The 6,473-nt window shown below is 67.0% G+C and carries 5 protein-coding genes; 3 read left to right on the forward strand and 2 right to left on the reverse strand.

Going from position 1 to position 6,473, the window contains the following annotated elements; translation table 11 throughout:
• Positions 1-113: 113 nt before the first annotated feature.
• Genes KBI5_RS11225 through KBI5_RS11235 form a run of 3 tightly spaced genes read left to right on the forward strand, consistent with a single transcriptional unit; the run spans position 114 to position 3,775 of the window.
• Entirely contained in the window at positions 114-1,082 is a 969-nt protein-coding gene (locus KBI5_RS11225; protein ID WP_085015202.1) for an isocyanide synthase family protein, read from the forward strand.
• Positions 1,079-1,891: a TauD/TfdA family dioxygenase gene (locus KBI5_RS11230; RefSeq protein ID WP_085015203.1), complete on the forward strand. Its 813-nt coding sequence runs from the start codon at positions 1,079-1,081 to the stop codon at positions 1,889-1,891. Before KBI5_RS11225 ends, KBI5_RS11230 begins: the two co-directional genes overlap by 4 nt.
• Positions 1,892-1,918: 27 nt before the next feature.
• The gene (locus tag KBI5_RS11235; RefSeq protein WP_085015204.1) at positions 1,919-3,775 is read left to right on the forward strand and encodes a tryptophan 7-halogenase; all 1,857 of its coding nucleotides are present in this window, start codon (positions 1,919-1,921) and stop codon (positions 3,773-3,775) included.
• Between the two features lie 66 nt (positions 3,776-3,841).
• Here the strand turns inward: KBI5_RS11235 and KBI5_RS11240 are convergent, their stop codons facing one another.
• Both KBI5_RS11240 and KBI5_RS11250 read right to left on the reverse strand, forming a co-directional pair.
• The gene (locus KBI5_RS11240; RefSeq protein ID WP_011437147.1) at positions 3,842-5,344 is read right to left on the reverse strand and encodes an MFS transporter; all 1,503 of its coding nucleotides are present in this window, start codon (positions 5,342-5,344) and stop codon (positions 3,842-3,844) included.
• A 265-nt stretch (positions 5,345-5,609) separates the two neighbouring features.
• Entirely contained in the window at positions 5,610-6,305 is a 696-nt protein-coding gene (locus KBI5_RS11250) for a TetR/AcrR family transcriptional regulator (RefSeq protein WP_085015205.1), read from the reverse strand.
• Between the last annotated feature and the right edge of the window lie 168 nt (positions 6,306-6,473).

Consider the following 6,473-nt stretch of genomic DNA (forward strand, 5'->3'; position numbering starts at 1 on the left):
GGGATCGAATCCCGGTACTCGGCGTGCCGACCGGTCACAGCCCTCTTTGTCAGGCTGGAATACCGGACCGGAGTACTTCTAAAACAGACTCTAAGAGGGAGTCTTAATCAGCCATGCCCAACGAAACCGCAACAGAGATCATCGATCTGCTGTTTCAGTTCCGGCGGCTCTCCGATCCGACGGAGGTCTGCTCGGCCCAGCCCTGCGAGCTCTGCTTCGACATCCATCGCCCAAAGATCGAGTACTGGATCAACCAGAACGAGCCGATCCACTTCGTGATCCTCGCTTTCCCGGCCAAGTCACCCAACAGGCAGAAGGTCCTCGGCTCGCTGCCGGATCTCGCCGAGCGCATCGCGCTCGACTTTCTGCGCTCGATGTGTGAGCACATCGGCCATTTCTATGAGCCCGGAGCCAGGATCACGGTCTGCTCGGACGGGCACGTGTTCGGGGATCTGATCAGTGTCTCCGACGAGGCCATCTCGTCCTACCGCAGCGACCTGGAGGCGCTGCTGGTCGACATCAGAGCACACAATATCGATCTCTACTCACTGGACGACGCGTTCGGCGCCGGTGACTTCACCGAGCTGCGTAGGAAACTGGAGGAAAACTATGCCGCAACGGTGGCGGAACTGCGCCAACAGATCGCCACGAGCCCAGCCACGAAGACGCAGTTCAACGGCATCCACCGTTTCGTGTTCGAGGATCTGCTGGTGCTGCGCCCGGAGACCAGCCGCACTCAACTCCGGCTCGCCAGCAAGGATCTCGCCTACCAGATCGTCCGCCGCAGCAACGCCTGGAGCCGACTCGTCGCCGAGCAGTTCCCGTCCGCCGTCCGCCTGTCGATCCACCCCCAGCCCTGCCATTCCGAGAAAATCGGCATCCATATGATCAGAACCAGGGACAACTGGCTCACTCCCTGRCATGGCGTCGCCATGGACGACGGCAACAGTGTCACGCTGATAAAGCGCAGCACCGCCGAAAAGCTGAACGCGTCGGTGGTCTGGCGCAATGGACGACCGAGTCACTTCGTCGCTCCGCATCTCATGCGGACGGATTCGWGGGTGAAGGAGACCGTCTCGTGAGTGCCGGGGCACTGGTCGACGCCAGCTCGGCGCCGCGGCGTTCGCTGCATCCGTTCGGACTGTTGATCGAATCATCCAGTGACACGGATCTGACCGCCGTGCCACCCGAGGAGTTGACCCGGTTCGTCGCGGATTCGAAGCTGCTGGTGCTACGAGGTTTCCAATCTCCTTCGACCACCGATCTCGTCGCCTACTGCCGGCGAATGGGCGAGATCCTGACCTGGGACTTCGGGGAGGTGCTGGACCTGACGGTGCACGAGGACCCACAGAACTACCTGTTCACCACGGGTCCGGTGCCCTTCCACTGGGACGGCGCGTTCGCCCGGCTCACGCCACGCTTCATCGTGTTCCGCTGCCTACGCGCTCCCGACCCGGATAGCGGCGGGGAGACGACTTTCTGCGACACCGCCCGCATTATTTCCGCCGCGCCTGCGCACCTGCGTGACACCTGGGCCGGCGTCCGGATCGACTACCAGACCGAAAAGATCAAGCACTACGGCGGGCACATCGTGCAGGACCTCGTGGTGCCCCATGCCGTGACGGGTGTGCCGACTCTTCGTTTTGCCGAGGCGCTCGACCCAGCCGAATATCTCAATCCGCTGTTCCTCGACATCCACGGCGTCTCACGGAATGATCGCGAGGACTTTCTCGACGATCTGTCGGCCCGGCTCTACGACCCGTCCGTCAGCTACGCGCACGCATGGCGTTCCGGCGATGTCGTGATCGCGGACAACCATGCGCTGCTACACGGTCGACGGTCTYACTCACTGGCCTCCTCGCGGCGACTCCAACGCATTCATGTGATCTGAGCAAAGATTCGAGGAAATGGAGAAGACATGCGGGATCATTACGACGTTATTATCGCCGGCGGCGGGCCGGCGGGCTCTACACTGGCCGCGCTGCTCGCCCGCACGTCGGACCTGAAAGTAGCGATCTTCGAGAAGGATGAGTTCCCGCGCGAGCACATCGGCGAGTCGTTCGCGCACCCGTTGATCCCGGTGCTGGCAGAGAGCGGAGCGCTCGCGAAGGTGCTGGCCAGCAACTGCTGGGTAAAGAAATTTGGCGGTATCTACAGCTGGGCGCGGCAGGGTCCGAGCCGGGCGTTCTTCGACCACGCGAACTGGGCGGTGGACGGGGTACACCGATGGGCACTGCACGTCAACCGTTCAGAGTTCGACCAGATCCTGCTGGAACACGCCCGGGACCTCGGAGTCGACGTCACCACCGGGATGGCCGTCACCGACTTCGCCGCGGCCGCCAACGGCTGTCAGGTGACGCTCGCCGACGGCACCGCCGTGTCCGGCGCGTACTTCGTCGATGCCTCCGGTCGCCAGCAGAGCCTGGTCACCAAAAAGCCTCGCGAATGGTTGTCCGGCTACCGGAACATCGCGATCTGGCAGCACTACCTGGGCGGCCTGCCGGCCCAGGGGCTCGACGGCGACTGGAACATCTTCCGGGAGAAGAACCTCTCGCCGATCGGTTGCTTCGCGTTTCCCGACGGCTGGTGCTGGTACATCCCCGTCCCCAGGATCGTGAACGGGGAGCGGGTGCTCACGCACTCGATCGGCATCGTGACGAGCCCGGAGGTGCTGAAGGAACCCGGGAAGGACTTCACGGACTCCGAGGTCTTTCTGCRCACCGTCCGCGGCGTGCCGCGGCTGGCCGACCTGGTGGCCGAGGTGACGCCGATCTCCGACCAGATGATGACGGTCACCAACTACTCCCGGGTCAATGAGCGCTTCGCCGACCTCGACCGGCACTGGATCCTGATCGGCGATGCCTCCTACTTCGTGGACCCCCTCTTCTCGTCCGGGGTCGCGTTCGCGGCCAACCAGGCGGCCTCGGCGGCGCTGCTGCTGCGCACCACGCTGCGCGCCGAACTCTCCCCGGGTCTGGTGAGAGATCTGTGGCAGGACTACGACCACGAGTGGCACGGAATGGCCGAGGTGTTCGCGCTCTCGATTGATCAGTGGTATCACATGATCGGCGCGGACAACCCGGGCAGCGCATACTGGCACCGGCGCAATTCGAGTCCGCATCTGGACATGCCCGATCGGTCCTTCGACGCGCTGCTCAACACGGCGTTCACCCCCGACCTGCTCCTGATCATGACGCGCGGCACCGGCCGAATGTCCGACCTGGCGATCGACGGTCCGTACCAGCAGGCTCGCGCGCACGTGATGCTGACGGAGCCGGAACCGGACGCCGTGCTGGTCGCCGCTCCCGGAGTCCGGATGCGGGCCGGCGTGGCGCTGGATGTCCCCGGCTTCAAAGCGGTGCTCCCACCGGCCGACCTCGAACTGGACACGCCCGCCGCGGTACGGGCCGCCGTCGCCGAGTACTGGACCGATCCGGTGGCGGCCGAGGCGAACGGCGGCCTCGGCGTGCCTTCTCCGACCGCCTCCCCAGTACCGTGCCACCGTTTCGAGTTCGATTCCGACGCACTCGTCGATTCCGGCTCAGGCGCGACGGGGTTTTCGGTGCGCGGGGTGGACAGTCACGACGGCGCACCGCAGCTGTGGGAGATACTCAGCCGCGGTCCGGTCGTCTACGGCGAGCTCGGCTCGCGGCTCGCCCCCGGTCAGCGGGTGCTGCTGCAGCGGCTAATAAAGGCCGGAATGGTCACCGTCAAGACCGCGGCGAGGCAGACCACGCCGGGGACTGAAGCCGCCGAGGTCACCCTCGCGGACTGACCGAAGCGGCGGCCGGCCAGCCGGGCGCGGGCCGGGCCGGTCGCTCACGCCGGCCCGGYCCGGGTCTCAGCCGGCGTGCGCGGGGACGACCTCGACGTTGGTAGTCGACTCCCGCCCGGCCCGGATGAGCACGACGATCACCACCGCCGCGAGCGCGATGAGGATGGCGCCCCACAGGAACGCCGTGGTGTAGCCCTCGATCTGCGCCTGGTCGAGAAGCGCCTTCCCACCCCGCCCGTGATCGGCCAGGTAGTTGGTGACGGCCGTCGCGTAGACGGTGTTGAGCAACGCGGTTCCCAGCGCCCCGCCGATCTGCTGGGTCGTGTTGACCAGCGCGCTGGCCACCCCCGCGTCGTGCGGGGCGACCCCGATCAGCGCGAGGTTCGACAGGGGCACGAACGAGAAGCCCATGCCGATGCTGATCAGCAGCTCGGAGGGCAGGATGTGCACGACGTAGCTCGAATCCGTCCCAACCCCGAGGAGCAGCGCCATCCCGACCGCCGCGAGCGTCGTGCCGGTGCCGGCCAGCACCCGGGGTCCGACGCGCGGCAGGAACTGGCTGGCAAGCCCCGCGGAGACGATGATCCCGCCGCTGAACGGCAGGAACGCGAAGCCGGTCTTCAGGGCGCTGTAGCCGAGCGTCTGCTGGAAGTAGTACGTCAGGAACAGGAACATCGCGAACAGGCCGGCCCCGGTCAGCAGCGAGGCCAGGAACGAGCCGCCGCGGTTGCGCTCCCACGGCACCCGCAGCGGCAGCAGCGGCGCGCTGGTGCGGGACTCGACGACGACGAAGGCCACGAGCAGCACAGCCGCACCAACCAGCAGCCCGATGGTGCGGGCGTCGCCCCAGCCATCCTCGGCGGCCACGGTGAAGCCGTAGACCAGGGCCACCAGGCCCGCGGTCACCGTCACCGCGCCGGGCAGGTCGTAGCGGGCCTCGCCCTCCGCCCGGCTCTCGCGCACCACCGGCAGCGCGAGTACCGCGGTGATGATCGCGATCGGCACGTTCACCAGCAGGCACCACCGCCAGGAGGCGTACTCGGTGAGCAGGCCGCCGACGATGAGACCGATCGCGGCGCCACCGCCGGAGATCGCTCCGTACACGCCGAACGCCTTGGCCCGCTCGTGGCTTTCGGTGAAGGCGACGGTGATCAGCGACAGCGCGGCCGGCGCGAGCAGGGCCGCGAACGCGCCCTGCAGCGCCCGCGCTGCGAACAGCAGCCCGGCGTTCGGGGCCAGGCCGCCCAGCGCCGAGGCCAGCGCGAAACCGAGGAGTCCCCAGCTGAAGGCCCGCTTGCGCCCCAGGTAGTCGGCGACGCGCCCGCCGAGCAGCAGCAGACCGCCGAAGGCCACGGTGTACGCGGTGATGATCCACTGCCGGTTCGCGGTGGAGATGTCGAGATCGGCCTGCGCGTGCGGGATCGCGATGTTCATGATCGCGGCGTCGAGGACGACCATGAGCTGCGCGACAGCGATGATCCAGAGCGCGAGCCAGCGCCGTGGATCGGGCGAGCCGTCAGCCGCGTCCACCGGACGGTCCTCCGCCTGGTGGTCGAGGGTTGTGGTCACAGGGAAGCTCCTAGCCGGTCGGACCTGAAACGGGGACGAACGAACGCCACGAGTTCGGGCGAGGCGACCCGGTGCGGTGGGGATGGTGCCGATGGGGATGGTGCCGATGGGGATGGTGCCGATGGGGATGGTGCCGATGGACGGCGCCCCCGGGACCGGGCGGTCCGTGGCGGCGTCGGTGACGCGGCAGTGGCAGGGACAGGGACAGTGGCAGTGGCAGTGGCAGTGGCAGGGACATCGAACAGGAGTTCGAGCAGGGAATAGCTCAGGCGTTCGAGTTGACCCCGGACGGGGGTGTTTCGGGCCGGAGTGTCGTTCCGGGCCGGCCAGCCAGCAACGGCATGAGCACGTCGTCCACCATATGATCGACGAACGCATCGTCGAGCGRCTCGCCGGTGACGAGCAGGCGACAGAAAATCATCGCCATGACGATCTCCATAATCACGTCGAAATCGGCCGACACAGAGATCTCCCCCCGTTGCGAGGCCCGAGCGAACATGCAACGGCCGATCTTCGCTTTGTTCTGCAGGATGTTGGCCTGCACGACCGCGGCCAGCCGCGGGGACTCGCTCGCGGCCCGGAGCACGCCGATGAGCAGCGCACCGTCGGGACCGGTAATCGTGTCGATCATGAGGTGCACCTCGGCGGCCAGGTCGTCCCGCAGGCACCCGGTGTCAGCCGGAACGCGGTCGCCGGGACCATGCCGGCGCAGGGCCTCCACGACCATCTCGTCCTTGCACGACCATCGGCGGTAGATCGTCGCCTTGCTGGCTCGGGCCCGGGCCGCGACGGCGACCATGCTCATCCGCTCATACCCGACCTCGACGAGCAGTTCCAGCGCGGCGTCCAGGATCGCCCGTTCCCGGGCGTCGTCCCGGGGCCGGCCACGCCCGGCGCCACTCGGCGGGGAAATCGGTTTTCGCCCTTCCGTCTCGGACGCTTCTCCGGAGTCGACGCGCATGGCCGCGACGCCGAGGAGAAGGCGTAATGAACATTACCTGGACCAGAGAAACAGTACCGTACTGTACTGAAAATACCAGCTCCCCACACCGTGTGGTGCTGGTCACATCCACTACCCGTCACCAACACCCGTACCCGCACCCGCACCGCGTCGGCCCCGGCCGCAGGC

The organism is Frankia sp. KB5, assembly GCF_002099325.1.
GTDB classification, from domain to species: domain Bacteria; phylum Actinomycetota; class Actinomycetes; order Frankiales; family Frankiaceae; genus Frankia; species Frankia casuarinae.